The organism is Actinomadura sp. NAK00032, assembly GCF_013364275.1.
In the GTDB taxonomy this organism is placed as follows: domain Bacteria; phylum Actinomycetota; class Actinomycetes; order Streptosporangiales; family Streptosporangiaceae; genus Spirillospora.
In genome coordinates, this window is the sequence record NZ_CP054932.1 from 1865381 (window position 1) to 1890618 (window position 25238).

Annotated in this window: 20 protein-coding genes; 7 read left to right on the top strand and 13 right to left on the bottom strand. The window is 72.9% G+C overall.

All coding sequences use genetic code 11. From position 1 onward, the window contains the following. Positions 1-81: 81 nt before the first annotated feature. Both HUT06_RS08730 and HUT06_RS08735 read right to left on the bottom strand, forming a co-directional pair. A complete protein-coding gene (locus HUT06_RS08730) occupies positions 82-1302 on the bottom strand; it encodes an acetyl-CoA C-acetyltransferase (protein WP_176195247.1) in 1221 nt (406 codons plus the stop codon). A 310-nt stretch (positions 1303-1612) separates the two neighbouring features. After that, the gene (locus HUT06_RS08735; protein ID WP_176195248.1) at positions 1613-2725 is read right to left on the bottom strand and encodes an SGNH/GDSL hydrolase family protein; all 1113 of its coding nucleotides are present in this window, start codon (positions 2723-2725) and stop codon (positions 1613-1615) included. Between the two features lie 183 nt (positions 2726-2908). Between HUT06_RS08735 and HUT06_RS08740 the strand changes: the two genes are divergently transcribed. Then, entirely contained in the window at positions 2909-4285 is a 1377-nt protein-coding gene (locus HUT06_RS08740; protein WP_176195249.1) for a cystathionine beta-synthase, read from the top strand. A gap of 180 nt (positions 4286-4465) precedes the next feature. Here HUT06_RS08740 and HUT06_RS08745 read toward each other — a convergent pair whose 3' ends face one another. Further along, positions 4466-6628, bottom strand: a complete 2163-nt coding sequence (locus tag HUT06_RS08745) for an MMPL family transporter (RefSeq protein ID WP_176195250.1) — start codon at positions 6626-6628, stop codon at positions 4466-4468. A 152-nt stretch (positions 6629-6780) separates the two neighbouring features. Here HUT06_RS08745 and HUT06_RS08750 point away from each other — a divergent pair, with 152 nt between their 5' ends. Next, positions 6781-7929 (top strand): cystathionine gamma-synthase, encoded by a 1149-nt coding sequence (locus HUT06_RS08750; RefSeq protein ID WP_176195251.1) that lies wholly within the window; start codon positions 6781-6783, stop codon positions 7927-7929. 91 nt (positions 7930-8020) lie between these two features. After that, on the top strand, positions 8021-9166 hold the full coding sequence (locus HUT06_RS08755) for an alpha/beta hydrolase fold domain-containing protein (RefSeq protein WP_254715055.1): 1146 nt from the start codon (positions 8021-8023) through the stop codon (positions 9164-9166). Positions 9167-9190: 24 nt separating this feature from the next. Here HUT06_RS08755 and HUT06_RS08760 read toward each other — a convergent pair whose 3' ends face one another. From HUT06_RS08760 to HUT06_RS08770, 3 genes are read right to left on the bottom strand one after another with little or no spacing between them, the layout of a single operon-like run. Beyond that, positions 9191-9757, bottom strand: coding sequence for a hypothetical protein (locus HUT06_RS08760; RefSeq protein ID WP_176195252.1), 567 nt, complete (start codon positions 9755-9757; stop codon positions 9191-9193). Positions 9758-9784: 27 nt separating this feature from the next. Further along, on the bottom strand, positions 9785-11896 hold the full coding sequence (locus HUT06_RS08765) for a VWA domain-containing protein (protein ID WP_176195253.1): 2112 nt from the start codon (positions 11894-11896) through the stop codon (positions 9785-9787). Positions 11897-11955: 59 nt separating this feature from the next. Further along, on the bottom strand, positions 11956-13389 hold the full coding sequence (locus HUT06_RS08770; protein ID WP_176195254.1) for a sigma 54-interacting transcriptional regulator: 1434 nt from the start codon (positions 13387-13389) through the stop codon (positions 11956-11958). A 244-nt stretch (positions 13390-13633) separates the two neighbouring features. Between HUT06_RS08770 and HUT06_RS08775 the strand changes: the two genes are divergently transcribed. Genes HUT06_RS08775 through ilvA form a run of 3 tightly spaced genes read left to right on the top strand, consistent with a single transcriptional unit; the run spans position 13634 to position 17030 of the window. Further along, positions 13634-14836, top strand: coding sequence for an FIST N-terminal domain-containing protein (locus HUT06_RS08775; RefSeq protein ID WP_176195255.1), 1203 nt, complete (start codon positions 13634-13636; stop codon positions 14834-14836). Continuing rightward, positions 14833-15780, top strand: coding sequence for an ROK family protein (locus tag HUT06_RS08780; RefSeq protein ID WP_176195256.1), 948 nt, complete (start codon positions 14833-14835; stop codon positions 15778-15780). The genes HUT06_RS08775 and HUT06_RS08780 overlap by 4 nt, the downstream gene beginning before the upstream one ends. 26 nt (positions 15781-15806) lie before the next feature. Beyond that, complete coding sequence (gene ilvA / locus HUT06_RS08785; RefSeq protein ID WP_176195257.1) at positions 15807-17030, top strand: threonine ammonia-lyase; 1224 nt, start codon at positions 15807-15809, stop codon at positions 17028-17030. An 18-nt stretch (positions 17031-17048) separates the two neighbouring features. On the opposite strand, the gene HUT06_RS08790 is transcribed toward ilvA, so the two are convergent. The 5 genes from HUT06_RS08790 to hppD form a co-directional block, all read right to left on the bottom strand. Next, positions 17049-18473, bottom strand: a complete 1425-nt coding sequence (locus HUT06_RS08790) for a M1 family metallopeptidase (RefSeq protein ID WP_176195258.1) — start codon at positions 18471-18473, stop codon at positions 17049-17051. A gap of 137 nt (positions 18474-18610) precedes the next feature. Beyond that, positions 18611-20221 carry a M1 family metallopeptidase gene (locus HUT06_RS08795; protein WP_254715056.1) on the bottom strand — a complete coding sequence of 537 codons (1611 nt, stop codon included), beginning with the start codon at positions 20219-20221 and terminating at the stop codon, positions 18611-18613. 61 nt (positions 20222-20282) lie between these two features. Further along, a complete protein-coding gene (locus tag HUT06_RS08800; RefSeq protein ID WP_176195259.1) occupies positions 20283-21200 on the bottom strand; it encodes an RDD family protein in 918 nt (305 codons plus the stop codon). Positions 21201-21277: 77 nt separating this feature from the next. After that, positions 21278-21892, bottom strand: a complete 615-nt coding sequence (locus HUT06_RS08805; RefSeq protein WP_176195260.1) for an RDD family protein — start codon at positions 21890-21892, stop codon at positions 21278-21280. A 371-nt stretch (positions 21893-22263) separates the two neighbouring features. Continuing rightward, complete coding sequence (gene hppD / locus HUT06_RS08810; RefSeq protein ID WP_176195261.1) at positions 22264-23355, bottom strand: 4-hydroxyphenylpyruvate dioxygenase; 1092 nt, start codon at positions 23353-23355, stop codon at positions 22264-22266. Between the two features lie 134 nt (positions 23356-23489). Here hppD and HUT06_RS08815 point away from each other — a divergent pair, with 134 nt between their 5' ends. Then, a complete protein-coding gene (locus HUT06_RS08815; RefSeq protein ID WP_176195262.1) occupies positions 23490-23966 on the top strand; it encodes an Lrp/AsnC family transcriptional regulator in 477 nt (158 codons plus the stop codon). A 77-nt stretch (positions 23967-24043) separates the two neighbouring features. Here the strand turns inward: HUT06_RS08815 and greA are convergent, their stop codons facing one another. Together greA and HUT06_RS08825 are read right to left on the bottom strand one after the other, a co-directional pair. Continuing rightward, on the bottom strand, positions 24044-24544 hold the full coding sequence (gene greA / locus HUT06_RS08820) for a transcription elongation factor GreA (RefSeq protein ID WP_176195263.1): 501 nt from the start codon (positions 24542-24544) through the stop codon (positions 24044-24046). A gap of 210 nt (positions 24545-24754) precedes the next feature. Beyond that, on the bottom strand, positions 24755-25138 hold the full coding sequence (locus HUT06_RS08825; RefSeq protein ID WP_176195264.1) for a DUF4307 domain-containing protein: 384 nt from the start codon (positions 25136-25138) through the stop codon (positions 24755-24757). Positions 25139-25238 lie beyond the last annotated feature (100 nt).

The following is a 25238-nucleotide window of genomic DNA, read 5'->3' on the forward strand; positions in this document are numbered from 1 at the left end:
GGGGATATTCCCCGGAAAAGCGCAGGTGGCCCGCATGCCCGCCCCTGTGGGGCGTGCGGCGCGGGCCACCCGGAGAGTGACTCAGGAGAGGCGCTCCAAAACCATCGCCATGCCCTGGCCGCCGCCCACGCACATCGTCTCCAGACCGAACTGCTTGTCGTGGAACTTGAGCCCGTTGACGAGCGTGGAGGTGATGCGGGCGCCGGTCATGCCGAACGGGTGACCGACCGCGATCGCGCCGCCGTTGACGTTCAGCTTGTCGTGGTCGATGCCGAGGTCCTCGGCGGACGGCAGCACCTGCGCCGCGAACGCCTCGTTGATCTCGGCGAGGTCGATGTCGCCGATCGTCATGCCGGCCTTGGCGAGGGCCTTGCGGGACGCCTCGACCGGGCCGAGCCCCATGATCTCGGGGGACAGGCCGGTGACGCCGGTCGACACGATCCGGGCCAGCGGGGTGATGCCGAGCTCGGCGGCCTTGGTGTCGCTCATCACGACGACCGCGGCGGCGCCGTCGTTCAGCGGGCAGCAGTTGCCCGCGGTGACCGTCCCGTCGGGGCGGAACACCGGCTGGAGCTGCGACACCTTCTCGTAGGTGGTGCCGGGCCGGGGGCCGTCGTCCTTGGCGACGACGGTGCCGTCCGGCAGCGTCACCGGGGTGATGTCCTTCTCCCAGAAGCCGTTGGCGAGCGCCTTCTCGGCGAGGTTCTGCGAGCGGACGCCGAACTCGTCCTGCGCCTGCCGGCTGACGCCGCGCAGCCCGGCCACGTTCTCGGCGGTCTGCCCCATCGCGATGTAGATGTCGGGGAGCGTGCCGTCCTCGCGCGGGTCGTGCCACACCGGCGCGCCGCCCTCGCCCGCCTTGGCGGTGCGGGCCTGCGCGTCCGCGAACAGCGGGTTCTGGGTGTCGGGGAGGCCGTCGCTGCTGCCCTTGGCGAACCGGCTGACGGTCTCCACCCCGGCCGAGACGATCACGTCGGCCTCGCCGGCCTTGATCGCGTGCAGCGCCATCCGGGTCGTCTGGAGCGAGGACGAGCAGTACCGGGTGATCGTGGCGCCGGGCACGTTGTCCCAGCCCAGCAGGACGGACACGACGCGGGCCATGTTGTAGCCCTGCTCGCCGCCGGGCAGCCCGCAGCCGAGCAGCAGATCGTCGATCTGGTCCGGGCCGAGCTGCGGGACCTTCGCCATCGCGGCGGTGATCATCTGGGCGGTGAGGTCGTCGGGCCGGATGTCCTTGAGCGACCCCTTGAACGCGCGGCCGATGGGCGAGCGCGCGGTCGCGACGATGACTGCCTCGGGCATAGCGGGTCTCCTGTCTCAGCGGCCGGAACGGTGTCAACTTACTCACCGGTCACCCGGTCAATCTAACCGCTGGCGGCCGCCCCGTGCACGGCGGCCCCCGGGCTTAGTCGACGGCGCGTCCAATAAGTGCGGGCTTACCGGGATCCCGGCGCCGCGGTGACGGCCGCCCCATGCGCCCGGGACGCGCGTCGCCGGACGCTGGGAGCCGTGCCACCGGCCGGGCCGCCGCAAGCGCGGGCGGCGGGCCGGCCGGACGGCGCCCGGCGGCGCCGGGGCCCGTCTACCGGTGACCGGACGGGTCCCGGTCGGCTCAGCCACCGCCGGTCTCTGCGGCCGGACGGCGTGCGCGGCGGTCGCGGAGGCGCTGCCGGGCCTGGGCGATGCCGGTCGCGCAGCGCGCCAGCCGGCGCGCCGGGGCGACGGCCGCGAGCGCGGCGACGCCGGTCGACAGCGGGCGGACCAGCGCCCGCCGCAGCGGGCGGTGCAGCGGGTACCGCAGCGTCGCCCAGCGGCCCCGCGGGCCCCGGTCGTCGCCCGCGACGGAGGCGCCGCTGACCTCGGTACCGGCCCGTTCGGCGGCCTCGGCGGCGGCCTGCGCGACCGGGCGGGCGGCCGCGCCGGGCAGGTCCGGCTCGAGGCCGAGCGCCGCCGCCATCGACGGCAGGACGGCCGCGGCCGCGGCGGCGTAGCCGCGGGCGGACGGGTGGTAGCGGTCCTCGGAGAACATCGACAGCGGGTCCGCGGCGAACTCGCGCCCCAGCAGGTCGCCGAGGGAGACCGAGCGGCCGCCGTGCTCGACGACGGCGATGGTCTGCGCGGCGGCGAGCTGGCGGCAGGCGCGCCGCGCGAACCAGCGCAGCGGCTGCATCAGCGGCTTCACCGAGCCGAGGTCGGGGCAGGTGCCGACGACGACGTGGGCGCCCGCGGCGCGCAGCCGCCGGACGGCCTCCGCCAGGTGCCGGACGGACTCGGCGGGCCCGACCCGGCCGGTCACGTCGTTCGCGCCGATCATGATGACGGCGAGGTCGGGACGGGCCCGCACCGCCCGGTCGACCTGGCCGTGCAGGGCCTGCGACCGGGCGCCGGAGCGGGCCACGGTGGTCAGCCGGACGGGCCGTCCCGCGGCCTCGGCGAGCCAGCCGGCCAGCAGCGCGGCGGGCGTCTCCGCCGAGGTGTGGACGCCGAGGCCGGCGGCGGTCGAGTCGCCGAGCATGACCAGCGACAGCGGGTCGCCGCCCGCCCGCTCGCCGTACAGGCCGTCCGCGGCGGGCGGGTCGCCGTTGGGCGTCGCCTGGATGATCCGGCGGGCGAGCCTGGCCTCGACGACGATGAGGCCGAAGGTCATGCCGCCGAGGGCGGTGATGCCACCGCCGCCGTAGGCCGCCGCCGCCGCGATCCGGCGCGCGGTGAATGCTCTCAACATGCTGCCTTGACCCTCCGTGATCATCTTTCTACCCGCGCGCTGCCGCTTTGATGCCTGCCCGCTGGATCTCGGCTAACGTCGGAAACGGGAAACCTTCCGGAGCCGCACCCGCTCCGCCGCTTTACCGGCGGCGCCACCGGGTCGCGGCGCTCAGATCAATCACTGAACGACAAGGATGTCGCGGTGCACGTACACGACTCGCTCGTCGAACTGATGGGCAACACCCCGCTCGTTCGGCTGCGCAAGGTGACGGGGGACCTGCGGCCGCAGGTGCTCGCCAAGGTGGAGTACTTCAACCCGGGCGGGTCCGTGAAGGACCGCATCGCGGTCCGCATGATCGACGCGGCGGAGCAGTCCGGCGAACTGCGCCCGGGCGGGACGATCGTCGAGCCGACCTCCGGCAACACCGGGGTGGGCCTCGCCATCGTGGCCCAGGAGCGCGGCTACCGCTGCGTCTTCGTCTGCCCCGACAAGGTCGGCAAGGACAAGATCGACGTGCTGCGCGCGTACGGCGCCGAGGTCGTCGTCTGCCCGACGGCGGTGACCCCCGAGCACCCCGACTCCTACTACTCGGTCTCCGACCGGCTCGCCGCCGAGATCCCCGGCGCGTGGAAGCCGAACCAGTACACCAACCCGCAGAACCCGCGGTCGCACTACGAGACGACCGGCCCCGAACTGTGGGAGCAGACCGAGGGCCGCATCACCCACTTCGTCGCGGGCATCGGCACCGGCGGGACGATCAGCGGCACCGGCCGCTACCTCAAGGAGGTGTCCGGCGGCCGGGTGCGGATCATCGGCGCCGACCCGGAGGGCTCGGTGTACTCGGGCGGCACGGGCCGCCCCTACCTGACCGAGGGCGTCGGCGAGGACATCTGGCCCGAGACCTACGACCGCGACATCTGCGACGACGTCATCGCCGTGTCCGACAAGGACTCGTTCCTGATGACCCGGCGCCTCGCCCGCGAGGAGGCGCTGCTGGTCGGCGGGTCCTGCGGGATGGCGGTGGTCGCCGCGCTGCGCGTCGCCGAGAAGGCCGGCCCGGACGCGGTGGTCGTGGTGCTGCTGCCCGACGGCGGCCGCGGCTACCTCGGCAAGATCTTCAACGACGGCTGGATGGCCGACTACGGGTTCCTCACCCCGAACACCGAGGAGGCCCGGGTCGGCGAGGTGCTCACCCGCAAGGGCGGCACGCTGCCGGAGTTCGTGCACGTCCACCCGCACGAGAGCGTGCAGACCGCGATCGCCGTCATGCGCGAGTACGAGGTGTCGCAGGTCCCGGTGATGAAGGAGGAGCCGCCGGTGATGGCGGCCGAGGTGGTCGGCTCGGTCGGCGAGAGCGACCTGCTCGACATCATGGTGAAGGGCGAGGCCAAGATGTCCGAGCCCGTCGAGCTGCACATGGCGGCGCCGCTGCCGACGCTCGGGTACGGCGAGCCGGTGAGCAAGGCCGTCGGCGTGCTGGAGAAGTCCGGCGCGGCGGTCGTCCTCGTGGACGGCAAGCCGAAGGGCCTCGTCACCCGCCAGGACCTGCTGTCCTTCCTGGCGTCCGCCACCGGCTGACCGAACGGCCGCCCGAACGGCGAAGGCCCGGAGACCGAGACGGTCTCCGGGCCTTCTCTGTTCCCTGTGGGGGGACGCCCCCCACACCCCCCGAGAGGCGGGTGAAGGTGTCGGGTTGCGGAGCCCAGCCGGTGGGCGGCGTTTCGGGCCGGGCTCCGCAACCCGACGTCTTGGGGGTTCCTACTGGCGGAACCCGGACGGGACGAAGTCCTCGCGCGTGTCGGCGGGGCCGACCGGCTTCTTCTTCGGCTCGTCGCCGTGCCCCGGCCACCAGGCCTTGTGGCCCAGCAGCGCGGTGATGCCCGGCACCAGGAACATCGACATGACGAACGCCGACAGCGCGATGCCGATCGCGACGGAGAAGCCCATCTGCTTGAGCATCGAGACCGGCGCGAGCATCATCACCGAGAACGTGCCGGCCAGGATGAGACCCGCCGCGGCGACGGTCGGGCCGCCGTGCTGGACGGCCAGGGCCGCCGCCCGCCGCGGGTCGTTGCCCTCCTTCGCCTCCTCGCGCAGCCGCGCGGTCATCAGGATGTTGTAGTCGGTCCCGATGGCCAGCACGAACAGGTAGAGGATGATCGGCAACTGGAAGGTGACGCCGGGCTCGCCCATCCCGCCCTGGAAGACGTACACCGCGGAGCCGAGCGTCGCGGCGAAGCCCAGCAGGACCGATACGACCAGGTAGAGCGGGGCGACGACCGAGCGCAGCAGCAGGGCCAGGATCAGCGCGATCAGCACCGCCGCCACCGGCAGGATGACCGACAGGTCGCGGTTGTTGACGGCGTTGATGTCGGAGAAGACCGCCGTCGCGCCGCCGACGTAGGTACGGGTGCCCTCCGGGGCCGCCTTGTGGACGGCCGGCGTGAGGTCGTCCTTGACCAGGCTGATCGCCTTGTTCGACATCGGGTTGGTCTTCAGCACGAGGTCGACCCGCACGACGGACTTGTCCTGACCGGGGACCGGCTGCTGCACCCGGCCGACGCCGGGAGCGGTCTTGGCGGCCTGGCTGAAGGTGGCCACCTGCTGCTCGGTGACCGGCTGCCCGTTCTCCGACTTGATGAACACCTGGACCGGGGTGGTGAGGCCGGGCGGGAAGCCCTTCTCCATGTCCTTCGTCGCCTGGGCCGACTCGGTGTCCTGCGGGAATCCGGCCGCGAAGTCGTAGTCGGCCTTGAACCCGAGGGCGCCGAGCGCCAGCACGATCAGCACGAGGCCGGACGCCGCGGCGGCGACCGCCGGGCGCTTGCCGACGCCCCGGCCGATGGCGGCGGAGATCGAGCCCTTCGGCTGCTTCTTCCACGCCTTGGACGGCCAGAACACGGCCGTGCCGAGCAGCGACACCAGCGCCGGGAAGAGCGTCAGCGAGGTGATGCCCATGACGACGACGGCGATGGCGAGGGACGGGCCCCAGGCGCTGAAGACACCGAACGTCGCGAGCAGCAGCACCAGGAACGTGACGGCGATCGCGGCGGCGGCCGAGGAGATGACCTCGCCGACACGCTCCACCGCGGTGATCATCGCGGTCTTCTTGTCGTCGCCGGCCCGCAGCCGCTCCCGGAACCGGAACATCAGGAACAGGTAGTAGTCCGCGCCGATGCCGAACAAGACGATCAGGATGATGGTGCCGAGACTGTCGTCGCCGGAGAAGTTGAAGAGCTTCGAGGCGGCGCCGATCAGGCCCATCGAGACCTGCATCGTCACCATGATCACGATGATCGGCAGCAGTGCCGCCAGCGGTGCCCGGAAGATCAGCAGGATCAGTCCGATGATCAGCACGAAGGTGGCGATGCCGACGATCTCGAAGGACTTGTTGAAGGAGTCCTCGTTGTCGACGAAGCCGGCCACGTCACCGCCGACCTTGGCCTCCAGCCCGCTGCCCTTCAGCAGCGCGGGCAGGTCCTTGCGGATCTCCTTGACCGCGTCGCCCTGCTTCTTGCTGTCGTCCATCGAGGTGCCCTGCATCGGCACCATGATCACCTGGACGGCCTTGTTCGGCGCCACGGTCTGCGGGCCGGTCAGGAAGTTCAGGACGGTCTGCGGCTTGTCGGCGTTCAGCGACTTGGCGGCCGCGGTCACCTTGGCGGTGTCCTCGGCCGTCAGCTGCTTCCCGTCCGACCGCTTCACGACGATCAGCGAGGAGGTGTCCTCCTGCTGGGGGAACGCCTTCTCGGCGATCTCCATCGCCTGGACCGACTCGTACTTGGAGGGCAGGAAGTCGCCCTGGTCGGACTCGGTGGTCAGCTTGGGGGAGAAGGCGATGATCACGACCGCGGCTGCGAGCCACGCCACGATCGTCCACCACGGGTGTCTCACGACGAAGCGCGCGAGCCGAGCGAACATGGGCTTCCTTAATCAAGGTCGTTGGGATACCTCTAAAACGGTAGAGATCGCGGAGGCCGATCGGGTCACCCGCTGCGCTGAAATGAGGGCTGATACCTCCGGGGGAGTGCCTCCTCCTCTAGGAGGGGCGATGGGTGGATAGCCTCGTACCCATGGACAACGAGGTTCAGCACGGGTTCGAGACCCTGGCCATCCACGCCGGGCAGGAGCCCGACCCCGCGACCGGCGCGGTCGTCCCGCCGATCTACCAGGTCTCCACCTACAAGCAGGACGGCATCGGCGGCCTGCGCGGGGGCTACGAGTACTCCCGGTCGGCGAACCCGACCCGTACCGCGCTGGAAGTATGCCTGGCCGAGATAGAGGGCGGCGCGCGCGGGCTCGCGTTCGCGTCCGGTCTCGCCGCCGAGGACGCGCTGCTGCGCGCGGTCTGCAAGCCGGGCGACCACGTGATCATCCCGAACGACGCCTACGGCGGCACCTACCGGCTGTTCGCGAAGGTCGCCGAGCCGTGGGGCGTCACGTTCGACCCGGTGCCGCTCGGCGACATCGCCGCGGTGCGGGCCGCGGTGCGCCCCGAGACGAAGATCATCTGGGTGGAGACGCCGACGAACCCGCTGCTCGGCATCGCCGACATCGCGGCGCTCGCCGCGGTCGCGCACGAGGCGGGCGCGCTGCTCGCCGTCGACAACACCTTCGCCTCCCCGTACCTGCAGCGCCCGCTGGACCTCGGCGCGGACGCCGTCGTCCACTCGACCACCAAGTACATCGGCGGGCACTCCGACGTCGTCGGGGGCGCGCTCATCACCGCCGACGCGGGACTCGGCGAGCGGCTCGCCTTCCACCAGAACGCCATGGGCGCCGTCGCCGGGCCGTTCGACTCCTGGCTCACCCTGCGCGGCATCAAGACCCTCGGCGTGCGGATGGACCGGCACTGCGCGAACGCCGAGCGGATCGTCGAGATGCTGACCCGGCACCCGGCCGTCCGGCAGGTCCTCTACCCGGGGCTGCCCTCGCACCCCGGCCACGACATCGCCGCCAAGCAGATGAAGGCGTTCGGCGGCATGGTCTCGTTCCGGATGGAGTCGGAGGAGGCCGCCGTCCGGGTGTGCGAGCGGACCAAGCTGTTCACGCTCGGCGAGTCGCTCGGCGGCGTCGAGTCGCTGATCGAGCACCCGGGCCGGATGACGCACGCGTCGGCCGCCGGATCGCCGCTGGAGGTGCCCGCCGACCTGGTGCGGCTCTCCGTCGGGATCGAGGACGTGCACGACCTGCGGCGCGATCTGGAGCAGGCGCTCGGCTGAACGCCGGCTGAGAGTCGAGGAGCCATTCCCGCCCCAACTTGATCAAAACATCTATACTCAGCGCGCCAGGTTCGTAAAGAAGGGGCCCGGGGTGCGCAAAGTACTGGTGTGTGGGGCGGCGTTCGCCGCGGCGTGCGTGTCCGCCGTCGCGATCCCGGGGGGCGCCCATGCGAACGCCCCGGCGCCGACACCGTCCGTGAACGTCCCGTCGGCGCCGACGGCCAGTCCCTCCGCGGGCACCGGCTCCGGCGCCGCGGGGAGCGAGTCGCCGTCGGCGTCGTCCACCACGGCGCCCGGGAGCGGCGCCAACGGCCAGGACGGGGAGCCCGGCGACGCCACGGTCACGGCGCACGCGGTCATGGTCACGCCGGAGCTGCCGAAGTTCCGCACCTACGCCTACGGCACCGACGCCGCGCAGAAGATCGACGCCTACTGGCGGGACAAGGGCGCGGGCGCCGAGGCGCGCCCGGTCGTGCTGTTCCTGCACGGCGGCTACTGGCTGCACGGCGACAAGGGCGGCGGCTGGAAGTACGTCGCGCGGCGGCTGACCGAGGAGGGGTTCGTCGTCCTGTCGGCGAACTACCGGCTCGCCCCCCGCGCGCACTGGCCCGCGCAGCGCGACGACGCGCTGTCGGCCCTCGACTTCGTCCGCAGGCACGCCCGGCTGTGGAACGCCGACCCGTCCCGCGTCGCGGTGATGGGGTCGTCCGCCGGCGGGCAGCTCGCGACCCAGCTCGGCGCGCTCGGCAAGGGCGGCCGGCGGGTGCGCGGCGTCGTCGCGCTGTCGCCGCCGAACAACCCGTTCCTCGCCTTCAAGGACGGCGCGAAGCCCGGCGCCACCGCCACCCAGCGCAAGCTGCGGCGGGCCGTGGTCGACCTCCTGGACTGCACGCCGGGCGCCGCGCCCGGCCCCGGCACCGAGCCCGGTGCGGGCACGGAGGCCGGGACGGGCGACGGCGGCGAGCCCGGCACCGGCACGGACTGCTGGCCGCTGGTGGACGACGCCAGCACGCTCACGCACGTCTCGCGCGGGGACGCGCCGATGCTGCTGATGCACGGCACCGGCGACTTCGTCCCCGTCGCCCAGAGCACCGGGCTGGCGGCCGCGCTGCGGGCGGCGGGCGTCAAGACGACGGTGAAGACGGTCGACGGCCGGCTGCACGCCTCGCAGCTGCTGACCGACCCCGACACCTACCCGACGATCGTGAGCTGGCTCAAGAGCCACCTGAAGAAGTAGCGGGACGGGGTCCCGGGCGGCGGCTCAGCCGTTCCAGACCATCAGCACGAGGATCACCAGCCAGAGCAGCGCCACGACGCCGGACAGCGCGGCCAGCCGGCCGCGCTCCACCTGCGCGATCTCGCCGCCCGCGACGGCCGCCGGGGCGGTGGACGCGCCGTCCGCGTCCGGCTCGGGCTCGGTCTTCGCCGGCCCGGCCTTCTCGGTCTCGGCCTCCGCAGCCGTGGCGGGCTGCGGGGCGGGCTGCGGAGCGGGCTGGGCGCCCGCCGCCGCCTCCTCCAGCAGCCGCGCCGCCTTCCGCTGGTCGCGCTCGATGATCAGCAGCAGCGCCAGCGCGACGATGAACAGCGTCATCGACACCGTCAGCCACGCCTGCGCGAAGTTCCCCTCCGCGAGGCCGAGGCCGAACAGGAAGATGCCCAGCGTCGCGAGGCCGTAGACGCGGGTCGTCCAGTTGAGGAACCGGACCACGGGCGCGTTCCGCTTGCGGATGTAGCGCGGCGTGGACATCGTCGCGGCCGTCAGCGGCCCCAGCGTGAAGATCGCGAATCCGATGTGCAGGATCAGCAGGATGCGATCGGAAGTCGACATGACGCCGACCCTAGCCCCTGCCCGCGCTCAGCGGCGGCCCCGCCGCACCCGGAGGTAGTCGCTGACGACGTACTCGCCGAGCCGGTCGGCGTCGGGCGCGAACACCCGGCCGCCGTTGCGCCGCGCGACCTCCTCCACGAACGAGACGAGCCGGCGGTCCTCGGCGAGCATGAAGAAGTTCATGCCGGCGCCGCGCCGGGTCATCTTGTCGACCTCGGCGAGGGTGAGGACGAGCGTGTCGGTGGACGGCGGGTAGTCGAACAGCGAGCGGCCGTCCGGGCGCAGGTGCGCGGTCGGCTCCCCGTCGGTGACGACGAGCACGATCGGCTCGAAGTCGGGGTGCCGGTCCAGATGCCGTCCCGCGATCATCAGCGCGTGGTGCAGGTTGGTGCCCTGCACCATGTCCCAGTCGAGGCCCGCCATCTCCTCCGGGTGCAGCACCCGGGCGTAGTTGGAGAACCCGATGATCTGGATCGCGTCCTGCGGGAACTTGCTGGTCACGAGCGTGTGCAGGGCGAGCGTGGTCTGCTTGGCGACCGCCCACGTCCCGCGCAGCACCATCGAGTACGACAGGTCGACCAGCAGGCAGACGGCCGCGCCGGTGCGCCGCTCGGTCTCGTGCACCTCGAAGTCGTCGACGCCCAGCCGGACCCCGTTCGGCCGCGCCCCGGCGCCCGTGCCGGCGCCCGTGCCGGGGTCGGCGCCGGTGATCTCGGCGACGTCGGCGGTACCCGGTTCGACCAGGCCCGGTTCCGCGAGGCCCGGTTCGGCGACCCGCGCCGTCGCCGCCGGGCGCGTCACGAGGCCCGTGCCGCCCTCCATGGCGCTGCGGCGGATCGCGTTGCTCACCGTCCGGACGACGTCGAGGGGCTGCTCGTCGCCGAACCGCCACTCCCGGCTCGCCCCCGTCAGCTCGCCCGCCTGCCCGGCGTCGCGCTGGTCGTGGTTGCCCGGCCGGCCGGAGGCGAGCTGGGAGAACACGCGGCGCAGCGCGGTCTCGCCGAGCCGCCGCACCGCCTTCGGGGTGAGCTCCAGCTTGCCGCGGTTGCGGCGCAGGTAGCCCTGCCGCTCCAGTTCCTTCTCGATGCGGCGCAGCGCGTCCAGGTCGTCGACGGCCTGCCGGCCGAGCGCCCGCCGGACGGCCTCCTCATCGATGTCGTCGAGCCGGGCGCCGGGGTAGTCCTGGCCGAGCGCCGCCTCCAGCTCGCTCAGGTCGGCCAGCTCCGCGAGCGCGGTGGTGGCGTCGCCCATGCCGAGCGGGTCGTCGCCGGTCATCTGCTCGGGCTGCCCCCAGCCGAGGTCGGGGCGGCGGGCGCGCAGCGCGTCGCCGAGCCGGGTCATCTCCATGGCGAGGCCCGCGTCCTGCATGGCCTGCTCCATCAGCCCGGCCAGCTCGGCGCGCTGCTCGGGGCTCAGCGAGGCGAGCAGCCGGTCCATCGCGGCGGCGCGGCGGGCGAGGGAGTCGACCAGCTCCTCCAGGTTCCGCGGCTCGTCGGGGAACATGTCGCCGTACCGCTCCATGAAGCGGTCGAAGTCCTCCTGGGTGTGCTCGCCGCGGGCGTCGCGGTCGAGCATCCCGTTCAGCTCGGCCATCATGTCCTTGACCCGCTGCATGGCGGCCGGGTCCTGGTTCTCCAGGGCCTGCTTCATGCCCTGGAACTGCGCGTCCAGCACCTCGCGGCGCAGCAGGTCCTTCAGCTGCTCGAAGGTGCGGCGGGCCGCGTCGGACCGCCAGTCGTAGTTCGACAGCCGCCGGATCGCCTGGGAGGTGTCGGACGGCAGCGTGTCCAGCTCCGCCTCGCGCAGCCGCGCCTCGTCGCCCGGGTCCGGGAACAGCTCGGCCCGCTCCTGCCCGATCGCGGTGTCGAGCAGCGCGCGCGCCTGCTCCAGCGTGCCGTCGAGGCGGCCCCGGTCGCGCAGCGCGCGGCGCCGCTCCCGCACCTGGCGGAGCAGGTCGTCGAGCCCGTGGCGGTCCCGCGCGCCCGGCAGGCCGCGCCGCAGCAGCTCGCGCAGCGCGTCGTCGGGGCGGGTGCCCTCCAGCACCGAGTCGCCCAGCGCGTCCAGGGCGTCGCGGACGTCGTAGGGCGGTGCGAGCGGATCGGGCCCGTCCTCGTAGGCCCCGTAGCGATATCGGCTCATCGATGTTCCTTACGCGTGGAGACCTGCTGAGCGGACGACCGGGTCGAGGGGCGCGGGGGTCAGGTCCGGTAGGTGGCCGTCCCGTCGGGCCGGCCCTCGGAGACGTCCTTGGACAGCCGGCGGGTGAGGAACAGCCCCTCCAGGGCGAACTCCAGCGCGGCGGCGGCCTGCCCGGGGGACTCCCCGCTGAGGCCGAGCCGCTCCATGATCTTGGCGAGGCCGGGGACCTGGCCGACGCGGCGCAGCAGCTCCGCCGCCGGCACCAGCTCGCCCGACTCGACGCGCTCGCCGGAGTCGAACTTGTCGAGCAGGCCGGTCAGGTCGGCGGCGCCGAGCGTGCGCCGGTAGGTCTCGGCGACCGCGCGGCGCAGCAGGTGCTCCAGCACCTCCTGCTCGCGGCCCTCCTCGCTGACCTCGAACTCGACCTTGCCCATCAGCGACGGCACGACCGCGGGCAGGTCGCAGACCCGCGCGACGGCGTGCTCCTCGCCGGTGAGCGCGGCGCGGCGCACCGCGCCCGCCGCGACGGTCTCCGCGCCCGCGAGCGCGAACCGCGCCGACACGCCGGACCGCGCGTCCACCGCCGTCGACTCCCGGACGAGCCGGGTGAACCGGCCGATCACCTCGATCAGGTGGTCGGGCACCTCGGCGGGCAGCCCGGCGAGGTCGGCGAAGTCGGACTCCTGCCTGATCAGCGCGAGCTCGGCGGCCAGTTCGAGGGGGTAGTGGGTGCGGATCTCGGCGCCGAAGCGGTCCTTCAGCGGGGTGATGATGCGGCCCCGGTTGGTGTAGTCCTCGGGGTTGGCGGACGCGACGAGCAGCACGTCCAGCGGCAGCCGCAGCGCGTAGCCGCGGATCTGGACGTCGCGCTCCTCCAGCACGTTGAGCAGCGCGACCTGGATGCGCTCGGCGAGGTCGGGCAGCTCGTTGATGGAGAAGACGCCGCGGTTGGTGCGCGGGACGAGCCCGAAGTGCACGGTCTCCGGGTCGCCCAGGGTGCGGCCCTCGGCGACCTTGATCGGGTCGACGTCGCCGATGAGGTCGCCGACGCTGGTGTCGGGGGTGGCGAGCTTCTCGCCGTAGCGGTCGTCGCGGTGCAGCCACTCGACCGGCAGGTCGTCGCCGTGTTCGGCGGCGAGGCGGCGGCAGCGCACGCACACCGGCGCGTACGGGTGGTCGTTGATCTCGCAGCCGGCGACCACCGGGGTCCACTCGTCCAGCAGCCCGGCGAGGGTGCGGATCAGCCGCGTCTTGCCCTGGCCGCGCTCGCCCAGCAGGACCAGGTCGTGCCCGGCGAGCAGGGCGCGCTCCAGGTGGGGGAGGACGGTGTCGTCGAACCCCAGGATGCCCGGGAAGCGCGGCTCGCCGGATCGCAGCCGGTCGAGCAGGTTGCGGCGGATCTCGGCCTTCACGGAAAGCTGGACGTGGCCGCCGGCGCGCAGCTCGCCCAGTGTTGTCCCAGAGGGAGTGGTTTCACGGGTGGATGGACGCACGAGATCGACACTACGTCGCGGTCCCCGGGACTCGCACCCTCGGCCGGCGGATTCCCGCCGGACCGGAGAACCGCCCCGCGCCCGCCCGGGAAAGCGCCTTGGAATCGCCCGGAACCGGCGTACGGCCCCGCTTGGGGAATCGTCCCGCCATGCCCGGACCGCCGGTGTTTGGGTGGACGGCGCGCCGCGGGGGAGACTGGAAGTGTGAACGGAGCCGGTGAATGCGGTGAGGGAGGCGGCGCCGATGGCGCGATTCGGTGATGGCCTGGCCCTCGGACCCGATCTGTCCAGCGCCGCCGCGTCGGCGGTCGAGCAGGCGCTCGCCCCGCTGAGCGCGGCGCCGGACCTGGTGTGCGTGTTCGTCACCGGGGACGATCCGGACGAGATCGAGGCGGCGGTCGTGGCCGCGGAGCAGGCGGCGGGACCGACGATGCTGCTCGGGTGCAGCGCGTCGGGGGTGATCGGCGCCGGGCGCGGGGTGGAGGAGCGCGGCGCGGTCAGCGCCTGGGCGGCGGTGCTGCCGGGCGCCCGGCTCGACGCGTTCCGGCTGGAGACCCTCAAGGCCGACGACCGCCTGGTGGTGGTCGGGATGCCGGAGGGCCAGGACGACGACGTCGTCGGCGTCCTGCTGGCCGACCCCTACAGCTTCCCGGTGGACGCGTTCGTGGAGCGCTCCGACGAGGCGCTGCCGGGCCTGCCGCTGGTCGGCGGGCTCGCCGAGGGCGGCGGCCCCGGCGACGGCGGGCAGGGCGACGCGCGGCTGTTCGTCGGCGGCGAGGTCTACCGGGACGGCGCGGTCGGCGTGGTGATCGGCGGGTCCGTCGCCGCCGCCACCGTGGTCAGCCAGGGCGCCCGCCCGATCGGGCCCGACATGGTGGTGACCAAGGCCGAGGAGAACGTCCTCTACGAGCTGGCGGGCGTGCCCGCGCTGGAGAAGCTGGAGCAGATCGTCCTCGGGCTGCCGGAGGAGGAGCAGGAGCTCGCCGGGCGCGGGCTGCTGATCGGCGTCGCGATGGACGAGTACGCCGACGAGCACGAGCACGGCGACTTCCTCGTCCGCGGCGTCGTGGGCGCCGACCCCGACAGCGGCGCCATCGCGATCGGCGACGTGGTCGACGTGGGGCGCACCGTCCGGTTCCAGGTCCGCGACGCGGGCGCCGCCGAGGAGGACCTCGCCGCGCTGCTCGAACGGTTCGACCTGACGCCGGTCGAGGGCGCGCTGCTGTTCTCCTGCAACGGGCGCGGGCAGGCGATGTTCCCCGACTCCGACCACGACGCGAAGGTCCTCGACCGCGCGTTCGGCCCGGCCGGGGTGGGCGGCTTCTTCGCCGCCGGCGAGATCGGCCCCGTCTCGGGACGCAACCACGTGCACGGCTTCACCGCGTCCATCCTGGCGTTCGGCCGGGCGGGCGACCGGCTGGGCGACCGGGTGGAGGACGTCCGATGAGCGCGCCCGTGCTCGCCGTCGACATCGGCGGGACGAAGCTCGCCGCCGCCCTCGTCGAACCGGACGGGCGCGTCACCGCCCACGACCGCGCCCCGACCCCGAACGCGCCCGGCGCGGACGGCGAGGAGCTGTGGCGCGCGCTGGACGCCCTGCTCGGCAAGCTCGTCGCCGGTGCCGGGAACCCGCCGCTCGCGGGCGTCGGCGTCGGCTGCGGCGGCCCGATGACCTGGCCCGCCGCCGAGGTGTCCCCGCTGAACATCCCGGCGTGGCGGGGCTTCCCGCTGCGCGAGCGGCTCCGCGCCCGCCACCCGGGACTGCCCGTCCGCGTCCACAACGACGCGATCTGCGTGGCGGTCGGCGAGCACTGGCTCGGTGCCGGGCGCGGGCACGGCAACGTCCTCGGGATGGTGGTGTCCACGGGCGTCGGCGGCGGGCTCATCCTGGACGGCCACCTCGTGGACGGCGCCAGCGGCAACGCCGGGCACATCGGCCACGTCGTCGTCGAGCCGGACGGCCCGCCGTGCGCCTGCGGCGGCCGCGGCTGCCTGGAGGCGATCGCCCGCGGCCCCGGCCTGGTCGCCTGGGCGCGGGAGCAGGGCTGGCGGCCCGGCGACGGCGCCGCCACCGGCGTGGAGCTGGCCGCCGACGCGCGCCGCGGCGACCCGGTCGCCGGGGCCGCGATGCGGCGCGCCGGGCGCGCCATCGGCATCGCGCTCGCGTCCGCGACGCACCTGTGCGACCTGGAGGTCGCCGCGATCGGCGGCGGCCTCTCCCAGGCCGGGCCGCTGCTGTTCGACCCGCTGCGGGCGGCGTTCGCGGCGCACGCCCGGATGGAGTTCGCGACCCGCGCCCGGATCGTCCCGGCGGCGCTCGGCCAGACCGCGGGGCTCGTCGGCGCCGCCGCGCTGATCCACGAGCAAGATCGTTACTGGAGTGCGGACTGAGGGACGGGGGGTGCGAGGATCGGAGCATGACCTCCGTCAGCGTTGACGACGTCCGCGCCGCCCGCGAGCTGCTGCGCGCGGTGGCCGTCCCCACCCCCCTCATCCCCTCCCGGGTCCTGTCGGAGCAGCTCGGCGGGCCCGTCCTGCTCAAGTGCGAGAACCTGCAGCGCACCGGCTCGTTCAAGATCCGCGGCGCGTACGTGCGGATCGCCCGGCTGAGCGAGGCCGAGCGGGCCGGCGGCGTAGTGGCGGCGAGCGCCGGCAACCACGCGCAGGGCGTCGCGCTCGCCGCGTCCATGCTCGGCTGCAAGGCCACCGTGTTCATGCCGACCGGCGCCCCGCTCCCCAAGATCGCCGCGACCCGGGGCTACGGCGCCGAGGTCCTGTTCCCCGGCCCGACCGTCGACGACTGCCTCATCGCCGCGCAGAAGTACGCCGACGAGTGCGGCGCGGTGTTCATCCACCCCTTCGACCACCCCGACGTCGTCGCCGGGCAGGGCACGATCGGGCTGGAGATCATGGAGCAGTGCCCGGCCGCCCGCACCATCGTGGCGCCGGTGGGCGGCGGTGGCCTGCTGTCCGGCATCGCCGCGGCGGCCAAGGGCGTGCTGAAGGAGGCCGGCGGCCGGGAGGTCAAGCTCCTCGGCGCGCAGGCCAAGCGCGCGGCGGCGTTCCCGCCCTCGCTCGCCGCCGGGAAGCCCGTCCAGGTCGAGATCGAGCCGACCATGGCGGACGGGATCGCGGTCGGCCGGCCCGGCGACCTCACCTACGACCTGTTCACCGGGCTCGTGGACGCCGTCGTCACGGTGACCGAGGAGTCGATCTCGCAGGCGCTGCTGCTCTGCCTCGAACGCGCCAAGCAGGTCGTCGAGCCGGCGGGGGCGGCGGGCGTCGCCGCGATGCTGGAGCACATGTACGCGTTCGAGCCGCCCGTCGTGGTGCTGCTGTCGGGCGGCAACATCGACCCGCTGCTGCTGTCGAAGGTGCTGCGGCACGGCCTCGCCGGCGCCGGCCGGTACCTCGTCGTCCGCTGCCGGCTCAAGGACCGTCCCGGCGCCCTCGGGACGCTGCTCGGCGAGCTCGCCGAGCTGGGCGTCAACGTCCTGGACGTGATGCACGAGCGCGTCGCCGCCCGGCTGCACGTCGAGGAGGCCGAGGTGCTCATGCACCTGGAGACGCGAGGGGCCGACCACTCCGAAGACGTGATCGGCCGCCTGCGCGAGAAGGGCTACACGCTCACCCTGAGCTGAGCCCGGCGGGGGCCCGGCCTACAGGGCCGGCTTGCCCTCGGAGTAGAGCCACGCCTTGGCCCAGCCGTCCAGGTTCTTGTGGGAGAGGCGCTCGGCGAAGCGGACGAAGTCCGCCGTGGAGGCGTTGCCGTTCCGGTGGGCGGCGGGCCACGCCTTCAGCAGCCGGAAGAAGTCGCGGTCGCCGATGGTCGTGCGCAGCACGTGCACCGCCATCGCCCCGCGGTCGTAGACGAGCCCGTCGAAGATGTGGTCGCGGCCCGGGTCGGCGACCTTGCCCTTCCACAGGCCGTCCTCCGCCGGGGTCGCGTACACGCCGTCGAAGCTCTTCTGGACGGGCGTGCCGTTCGCGTGCTCGTCCCACAGCCACTCGGAGTACGTCGCGAAGCCCTCGTTGAGCCAGATGTCGGCCCACTTCGCCGGGGACACCGCGTCGCCGAACCACTGGTGGCCCAGCTCGTGCGCGAGGAGGCTACCGCTCGGGATGCTGCCGGGCCGGCGCCCCAGGTCGTACACGGGGCGGCCCTGCGTCTCCAGGGCGTAGCCGACGCCGGCCTTGACCACGATCCCGCCCGTCGAGGTGAACGGGTAGCGCCCGTAGACCGACGCCTGGAAGTCGGTGACCTCGGCGGTCTGGTCGTGGAACTTCTTCGCGTCCGCCGGCTTGATCGCCATGGCCTGGTCGGTGGCCGTCAGGTTCGGGACGCCCGCGCCCGTCCGGCCCTTGAGGACGTCGTACCTGCCGATCGCGAGCATGGACAGCTCGCTGGCCATCGGGTCGCGGACGTCCCACCGGCTGGTCGTCCAGCCGCCCTTGCTCCAGGTGCCGCGCAGGTTGCCGTTGGCGAGCGTGGTGAGGCCCTTGGGCGCCGACAGGGTGAAGGTGTACGTCGCCTTGTCGGTCGGGTGGTCGTTCACCGGGAAGACGGTGGCGGCGCCGAACGGCTGGTTCAGCATCACCGCGCCGTCGGGCGTCGGCACCCAGCCGGACGTGCCCAGCGTCGCGTCGTTGATCGTCTGCGGGACGCCCGAGTACGCGACCGTCACGGTGAAGTGCCGGTGCTTGCGCAGCCCCTTGCGCGGCGTGACGACCAGCTCCTGCGCGCCGGTCCGCTTGAAGGACGCCTTGCGCCCGTCCACCGTCAGCGACGAGATCTTCAGCGGGCCGAGGAAGTCCAGGTCGAACCGGGACAGGTTCTGCGTCGCCCGCGCCTTGATCTTCGTGACGGCCTGGATCCCCTTCGTGGCGGGGTCGTACCTCAGCCCGATGTCGTAGTGGGCGACGTCGTAGCCGCCGTTGCCCATGTCCGGGAAGTAGGGGTCGCCGGCGCCGGGCGCGCCCGGGGTGAAGCGCGCGGCGGCGGCGCCCGCGGGCGCCGCGGTCACCGCGAGGCTCGCGGCGACGCCCAGCGACACGGCGGCCAGGGCTCGTGGAGTTCTGCTCATCGACCTCGTCCTCGGTTACCTCGGTAAGCCGTCACTGCCGTGATCAAGACTTTCTCGCGAGGTGGGCCGGGGCAAGCGCGATTTGGTATCGAATTCGCCTGATCATGGCCGATCCCGTGGCCGGGACCGGCCGCCGCTCACTTCGCCGGGCGGCCCTTCTTGTAGAGCCAGTCGTCGAAGAACGCGTCGAGCTTCTTGCCCGACACCCGGTTCGCCAGCGCGACGAACTGCTTCGTCGTCCCGCTGGAGTGCGCCCGCTCCTTGGTCCAGGTCCGCAGGATCTTGTAGAAGACGTCCTCGCCGACCCGGTCGCGCAGCGCGACCAGCGCCATGCCGCCCCGGTCGTACACCGAGCGGCCGAACATCTGCTTGCGGCCGGGGTTGCCGGGCGGGACGTTCCACAGCTCCCGCGCGCCCAGGCCGTTGTACGCCTCGTCGAAGTGCTCCTGGACGGTCTGGCCGCCGGTCTTCTCGTCCCACAGCCACTCGGCGTAGGTGGCGAAGCCCTCGTTCAACCAGATGTCCTGCCAGCGGGTGAGGCTGACGCTGTCGCCGAACCACTGGTGCGCCAGCTCGTGCGCGACGATCGTCGGCTGCAGCCCGAACGCCCCGTACACCGGGCGGGTCTGCGTCTCCAGCGCGAAGCCGACCTCGGCGTTGTCGATCAGGCCGCCGGTGGAGGAGAACGGGTAGGGGCCGAAGAGCTTCGACCACTCCTCGGTGATGTCGCCGTTCAGCTTGTGGAACTGGTCGACGCTGACGCCGGGCAGCGTCGGGTCGACCGCCGTGATGACCGGGATGCCGCTCGCCGTCTTGCCCGTCCGCACCGCGAACCGGCCGACGTCCACGGTCGCGAGGTAGGTGGCCATCGGCTTCTTCACGCGCCACTTCGACGTCGTCGTCTGCTCGGCCGTCGGGGCGCCCTTGGCCGCGCCGTGCCAGGCGACCGGGTCGATCCCCGGCCCGCCGCCGCCCGTGCCGGGGCCGCCGGTCGGCGGCACGCCGGGCGCCGTGGGCGCGCCGGGCCCGCTGTCCGTGCTCGCGACCGGCGTCTCCGGCTCGCCGTTGGCGATCGCCGTCAGGCCCTGCGGCACCGTGATCTCGAAGTCGAAGGTGGCCTTGTCGCTCGGGTGGTCGTTGCTCGGGAACCAGGTGTGCGCGCCGCTCGGCTGGCACGCCACGAACACGCCGTCGCGGGTGCGGATCCAGCCGTAGGTGCCGAGCACCGGGTCGTTCGTCGGCTCCGGGGTGCCGGAGTACTCGACGACCGCGGTGAACTCCGCGCCCTTCGCCAGCGGCTCGGCCGGGGTGATCTCCAGCTCCTCGCCGCCGCGCTGGTGCCGCGCGGCCGCCCCGTTGACCTTGATGGACGCGACGTCCAGGCCGGTGAGGTCGAGGTTGAAGCGGGCGAGGCGCTCGGTCGCGGTCGCGGTGATCGTCGCGGTGCCGGCGAGCTGCTTCGGCCCGTCCGGGGTGATGGTGAGCTTCAGCCCGTAGTGCTTGACGTCGTAGCCGCCGTTGCCGTCGCCCGGCACGTAGGCGTCGCCCGCGGTCGTCGGGCCCGCGGGGCCGGTCGCGGCGCCCTTCGGTGAACCGCCCGGCCCGCCGGGGTCGTCGCCGCCGCCGAGGGGCCCCTGGCAGGCTGCGGTCAGCGACCCCGCGACGGCGAGGGCGGCCAGTCCCGCGGCACCGCGGACGGCCCGCGACCCGTGAGGGCGGGGACTGGGGGAGTTTCCGGCCGTATGCACCCGCCCAGCCTGCCCGTAGCGAACCCCGCCGGGCAACTCGGGCGCCCGCCGGGAGGCCCGCTCAGCGGAAGTCGTAGGGGTTGGGCGTGTGCGGTTCGGCCTTCACGACGACGGTGTGCGCCACCTTGCAGTGCAGCGCCTGCTTGCGTTGGTCGAACAGGATCCACAGGATGTCGATGAGGCCGATGCAGCCGCAGATGCCGCCGAGCACGCTGTAGAACGCCGAGCGCCCGAGCGCCTGGCCGTTGGTGATCGCCTGCCCGTCGTCGTCGCGGACGACGCGGATCCGCAGCAGCATCTTGCCGAGCGTCTGCCCCCACTTGGCGTGCATCAGCCAGAAGTAGAGGAACGCCAGCACGACGCTGACGGCGTTCGTCCCGACCTGGGCGCCGTTGTAGAAGGACGAGCCGGGCTCGGGGTCGACGACGCGGTCCCAGTCGATGAACGGGATGGAGACGAGGCCCGCCACGATCCCCACGATGATGAGGTCGAGGATGCCGGCGCCGAGCCGCGCCCACCGGCTCGCCAGCTCCGCCGGGGCCCCGTAGCCGCCCCCGCCGTACCCCGGCACGCTCCCGTACCCGGCCTGGCCCCCGTAGGGCTGCTGCCCGTAGGACGGCTGGTCGTAGGGCTGCTGCCCGTACTGCTGCTCGCCGTAGGGCTGCTGCCCCTGCTGCCCATAGCCCTGCTGGCCGTAACCCTGCTGGCCGTAACCCTGCTGGCCGTAACCCTGCTGTTGCTCGTAGCCCTGTTGCTGGCCGTAGCCCTGCCCCTGCTGCCGGCCCCAGCCCTGCTGTTCTCCCTGGCCCTGCTGCTCTCCGTACGGTGGCCGCCCTTCCTGGGGCTGCTCCCCGTACCGCGGGAGGCCGCCGTAGGGACCCCCTTCGTACGGTCCCGGCCGTCCGGGCTCCTCGTGTCCCTGTGGCCGGTTCTCTTCCGGCTCTCCCCCGGACGCGGGGTCTCTCGGCGGTTGCGTCATGTCGTCAGCGTGGCCACGCGACCGCCGTCCAAACATCGTCGCGTCCGGGAGCGCCCGAAATATCCACCTTCAGATGATCAAATCTTGCCGGGCGGCCGCGCGTACGGGTTCGGCGTCCACGGCGTCGCCTTCATGACCATCGTCCCGGCGACCTTGTCGTGCACGGCCTGCCGCCGCTCGTCCCACAGGATCCAGGCGTTGTCGAGCAGCCCGACCAGGCCGAGGATCCCGGCGGCCGGCGTCAGGAAGTTGAGCACCAGCGTGACGATCGCGATGGCGTAGACGAACCCCTGCCGGGCGAACGCCTGGCCCCAGGTGATCGCGGAGCGGTCGGCCGCCTTCACCACCCTGATGCCGAACGCCTTCTTGCCGAGCGTCTGGCCCCACTTCACGTGCAGGACGGTGTAGTACGCGAAGCCCACCACGAAGACGACCGCGTACCCGGCCAGCAGCACCGGGATGTTGTAGAGGTCCATCGGGTTCGTGACCGGCTCGCCGGAGTCGATGGACTCCTGCATCTTGTCCCAGCGGATGGCGGCCAGGGCAGCGGGCATGGCGAGGATGCCGAGCAGGATGCTGTCCAGGATCCCCGCGCCGAGCCGCGCGAGGCGTCCGGCGAGCTGGTCCTGGGGGCCGCCGGGGACGCCGTAGCCGGGCAGGGGCGGCGCCTGCGGCAGCGGTCCGCCGGGCACGCCCTGGCCGTAGCCGGGCTGGGGCGGTCCATAGCCCTGCTGGGGCTGGCCGTAGCCGGGTGCGGGCTGGCCGCCCGGCGGCGCGAAGCCGCCCGCCGGGGCGGCGCCGGGCTGGGTGCCGTACGTGCCCTGGTAGGGCGGCGGGCGCTCGGGGGAGGGCGGCGCCTCCGGAGACTGCGCGTCCAGCCCGTCCTGCGCGTCCTGCGCGGGCGTCTCGTCGCCCGGAGGCGGGGGGGTTCTGCGGTGGTTCGCTCATGCCCCCACAGTGTGCACGCTGCCGGTCACGTCCGGGACACCGCGCCGCGGCCGGTTCCGTCCGCTCCGGTGGAGCCGACGGAACCGGCCGGGACCCCCGAGTCCGGGAGTGGGCGTCACAGGTTGCCGCGGAGTTCCTGCTCGCGCTCGATCGCCTCGAACAGGGCCTTGAAGTTGCCCTTGCCGAAGCCGAGCGAGCCGTGCCGCTCGATCAGCTCGAAGAAGACGGTCGGACGGTCCTGGACGGGCTTGGTGAAGATCTGCAGCAGGTAGCCGTCCTCGTCCCGGTCCACCAGGATGCGGCGCTTCTGCAGCTCCTCGATCGGCACGCGCACCTCGCCGATCCGCTCGCGCAGCGCGGCGTCCTCGTAGTAGGAGTCCGGGCTCTCCAGGAACTCCACGCCGGCCGCGCGCATCCGGTCGACCGACGCCAGGATGTCATTGGTGGCCAGCGCGATGTGCTGCACGCCCGGCCCGCCGTAGAACTCCAGGTACTCGTCGATCTGCGACTTGCGCTTGCTCTCCGCCGGCTCGTTCAGCGGGAACTTCACCTTGCGGCTGCCGTCCGCGACGACCTTGGACATCAGCGCCGAGTACTCGGTCGCGATGTCGTCGCCGACGAACTCGGCCATGTCGGTGAAGCCCATGACGCGGTGGTAGTAGTCGGCCCACTCGTCCATGTGCTCGACGTTGCCGACGCAGTGGTCGACGGCCTGGAAGAAGCGCTTGTCCGGCGGCGCGGTGATCGGGTCGGCGGCGGCGAACCCCGGCAGGTAGGGGCCGGTGTAGTTGGAGCGGTCGACCAGCGAGTGCCGGGTCTCGCCGTAGGTGGCGATCGCCGCGATCGTCACCTTGCCGTGCTCGTCGGCGAGGACGTGCGGCTCCTCCAGCCCGGTGGCGCCCTTGGCGAGCGCGTGCCGGTACGCGTGCTCGACGTCGGGCACCTCGATCGCGAGGTCGACGATCCCGTCGCCGTGCGCGGCGATGTGCCGGCCGATCTGCGTGCCCGCCTTCACCGGGCCGCGGAACACGAACCGGGCGCTGCCGGACTCCAGCACGTGCACCGCCTCGTCGGGGCTGCCGTTCTCGGGGCCGCGGTAGGCGACCCGGCGCATCCCGAACGCGGTCGAGTAGTAGTGGGCGGCCTGTTTGGCGTTGCCGACGGCGAAGACGACGGCGTCCATACCCTTGACCGGAAACTCATCCATGCCAACTAATCTCGGCATACGACTACAAGGTGCGCAAGGGTCGTCCGAAACACTGGACAAACTGTACAGTGGCCCCCGGAACCGACCAGTATTTCTGTGCAGGGTGACCACGGTCACGGACGACGGGAGGCGCGGTGGCGATCGACGAGCTGGACGCCCGCCTGATCGAGATGTTCACCGCCGAACCGCGCGTCGGCGTCCTGGAGGCGTCCCGCCGGCTCGGCGTCGCGCGCGGCACCGTCCAGGCGCGGCTGGACCGGCTGGCCCGGGACGGCGTCGTGGCCGGGTTCGGGCCGGAGATCGACCCGGCGGCGCTCGGCTACGGCGTGACCGCGTTCGTCACCCTGCAGCTGCGCCAGGCCGGCGGGCACGACCCGGTGGCCGCCCGGCTCGCGCAGGTCCCCGAGGTGATCGAGGCGCACACCATCACCGGCCCCGGCGACATGCTGTGCCGCATCGTCGCCCGCAGCAACACCGACCTGCAGCGCGTCATCGACGTGATCGTGGACGTGGCGGGCGTGGAGCGCGCCTCCTCGGTCATCTCCCTGGCCACCCAGCTCCCGTACCGGACCCTCCCGCTGGTCAAGGCCGCCGCCGCGCAGCGGGACTAGCCCCCGCGCAACGAAAAACCGCCGGACGGATCGCTCCGTCCGGCGGCTCTCACCTCGGCACTGGTCCCGGCCGGGGGCTAGGCGCCGCCGTACGGCGTCGCGTCGAGGATCTCGACGCTCATGGAGCGCCCGTTCGGCAGGTTGTAGCTAGCCTTCTCGCCGACCTTCTTGCCGTCGATGGCGGCGCCGAGCGGCGACTTGGGCGAGTAGACGTCGATGGGGGCGCCGACCTCCTCGCGGGAGGCGAGCAGGAAGGTGACCTCCTCGTCGTCCCCCTCGAAGGAGACCGTGACGGTCATGCCGGGGCCGACGACGCCCTCCGTGCGCGGGGCCTCGCCGACGCGCGCGTTCTCCAGGATGCTCTGGAGCTGGAGGATGCGGCCCTCGATCTTGCCCTGCTCCTCCTTGGCCGCGTGGTAGCCGCCGTTCTCGCGCAGATCCCCCTCCTCCCGCGCCGCCTCGATCTTCTGAGCGATCTCGATGCGGCCCGGGCCCGACAGTTGGTCCAGCTCGTTCTTGAGCCGGTCGTACGCCTCCTGGGTGAGCCAGGTGACGTTGTCAGCGCGGGTCTCGGTCACGGGTACTCCTCATCCACATGTTGCGATCCTCACCCGCCCACGCGGGTGGGTGTCACATCGACATGAAGTGCGGCCGGGTGAAACCTCTAGCCTATCCGGTGTGTGCGGGTAAAGGTTCCCTGAACTCGGCGTCCGCAATCCGCCAATCGCGGTTCGCCGCTCACCCGGCGCGCCGGGCCTCCGGCCGGTCGTCCGCCCGCTCCGGCCGGGTCATTCCTTGACGCAGTCGTGGATCCGGGCACCGGTGGCCCGCCGCGGCGTCGTCAGCGTCCGCGTCCCCGAGATGCCGGACTTCCCGGCCGGGACGGAGACCTTCGTCTCCGCCAGGATCGCGAAGTCGGTGTCGTAGGCGTCGACCGTGCAGCGGACCGCGTCGCCCTTCCCCTTGGCCACCGTGTAGTTGATCTTCACCGAGGTGTCGGTGATGTCGTAGGAGACGGTCTGCGGGACGATCCCCGGAGTCTGCCCCGAGTGCATCGCCAGAACCCCGATGCCCACCGCCATCAGCGCCGCCAGCAGCCCGGCGATCACCATCCCGGCCCGGCCGCGCCGGGGCTCGGCCGGGGCCGCGGGTTTCGACACGCTCGTCGTCATGGCGGGGAATCTCCGTGCGGTGTGCGGACGTTGTCAGGGACAATTCTCGTCTGTGCTGGCGCATGCCTCGAACCGGGGGGCCGCCAAGTGAGTCCGGAGA